Raw genomic sequence first — 1,065 nt, 5'->3', positions numbered from 1 at the left:
TTCCAAACCGAGCAGATTTGCTCTATTGGTTCTGGCGCAGTGGAATCTGCTGTTAAGCAAATCGCTAGACGCATCAAAATCTCTGGCGCTCAATGGAACCGTGATAATGTGCCACAAGTCCTCAAACACCGTTCTGCTTACCTTAATGGCTCTCTTAACCTTGCCTTGCAAAACTGAGATGCTCCCAAAAGTTTAGCCTATCAGAAACGGCGATCGCTCTGCAAATATTCCATGATGGCGATCGCCGCCCCAAAAATCAATCATCGAAGCGATCGCTCTGCTAACCCAAAAAACTTCACAAGCGATCACTGACTGACCGAAAACTAAAATGCGATCGCTGGTGCTCGTGCGGTTGCCTGCTGCGTCGTAGATGTAGGTGCGAGAGGCACCATAGGCGTTTGTGTACGCCCAGTCATGTGGATTGTCAACCGAAAAATGAAGAAAACAAATAAATTTCAAACAAAATTAAGCCGAATCAGAACTTTCAGCATTTCCAGCATCGAATTTTAATAAGGTTCAAATTATCCCCATCCTCTTGTATTACTCTACTGAAAGTTCGTAACTCAATAAAAGAACCCTCTCGACAACCAGTCATTCGTAGTCATCATCGTAACAATGCTACACATTAGACCTCTTGCAAATTAGCCAACTGAGGAGCCTTGAGAGCGTTCAAAATTGTAGAGACCAGCAATTAGATTGCAACGCAAACCAAAGCGGTGACGACGATTGCGATAGCGTCCAGATAAGATGCGGAAGATCTTCAAGCGGCGATTAACATGCTCAATGCCAACCCGTTGGCGCGCAAGTTGGCGGTTGAACGCTTTCTGCTCAGGCGTAAGCTGACCACCTTTCGGTTTCTTGTGGGGTAAGCGGCAGTAGAGATGCAGTTTCTGGATGCCTTGATAACCCTTGTCCTGCAAACTCTCGGTTTGAGGATGGAAATGGATGCCAGAAGCTTTGAACAGCTTGAAATCATGCCGTCGCCCCTTGCCGAAAAACGTACAGATAATAGACCTCTTGCAGATTAGGTTGAGGTTGAGTTGCCAAAGAACCCCAAGATAGGAA

At 46.1% G+C, this 1,065-nt stretch carries 2 protein-coding genes; both read right to left on the bottom strand.

The genetic code is table 11. The features are described from left to right. Positions 1-192: 192 nt before the first annotated feature. Entirely contained in the window at positions 193-459 is a 267-nt protein-coding gene (locus tag PSE6802_RS0105220) for an RHS repeat domain-containing protein (protein ID WP_019499004.1), read from the bottom strand. Between the two features lie 182 nt (positions 460-641). Beyond that, positions 642-1,065, bottom strand: a 424-nt coding sequence (locus PSE6802_RS27850; protein ID WP_019499003.1) for an IS5/IS1182 family transposase, incomplete at its 5' end; no start/stop codon positions are given.

It is taken from the genome of Pseudanabaena sp. PCC 6802 (genome assembly GCF_000332175.1).
Classification (GTDB): domain Bacteria; phylum Cyanobacteriota; class Cyanobacteriia; order Pseudanabaenales; family Pseudanabaenaceae; genus PCC-6802.
This window is presented reverse-complemented; position numbering and strand designations above follow the sequence as displayed.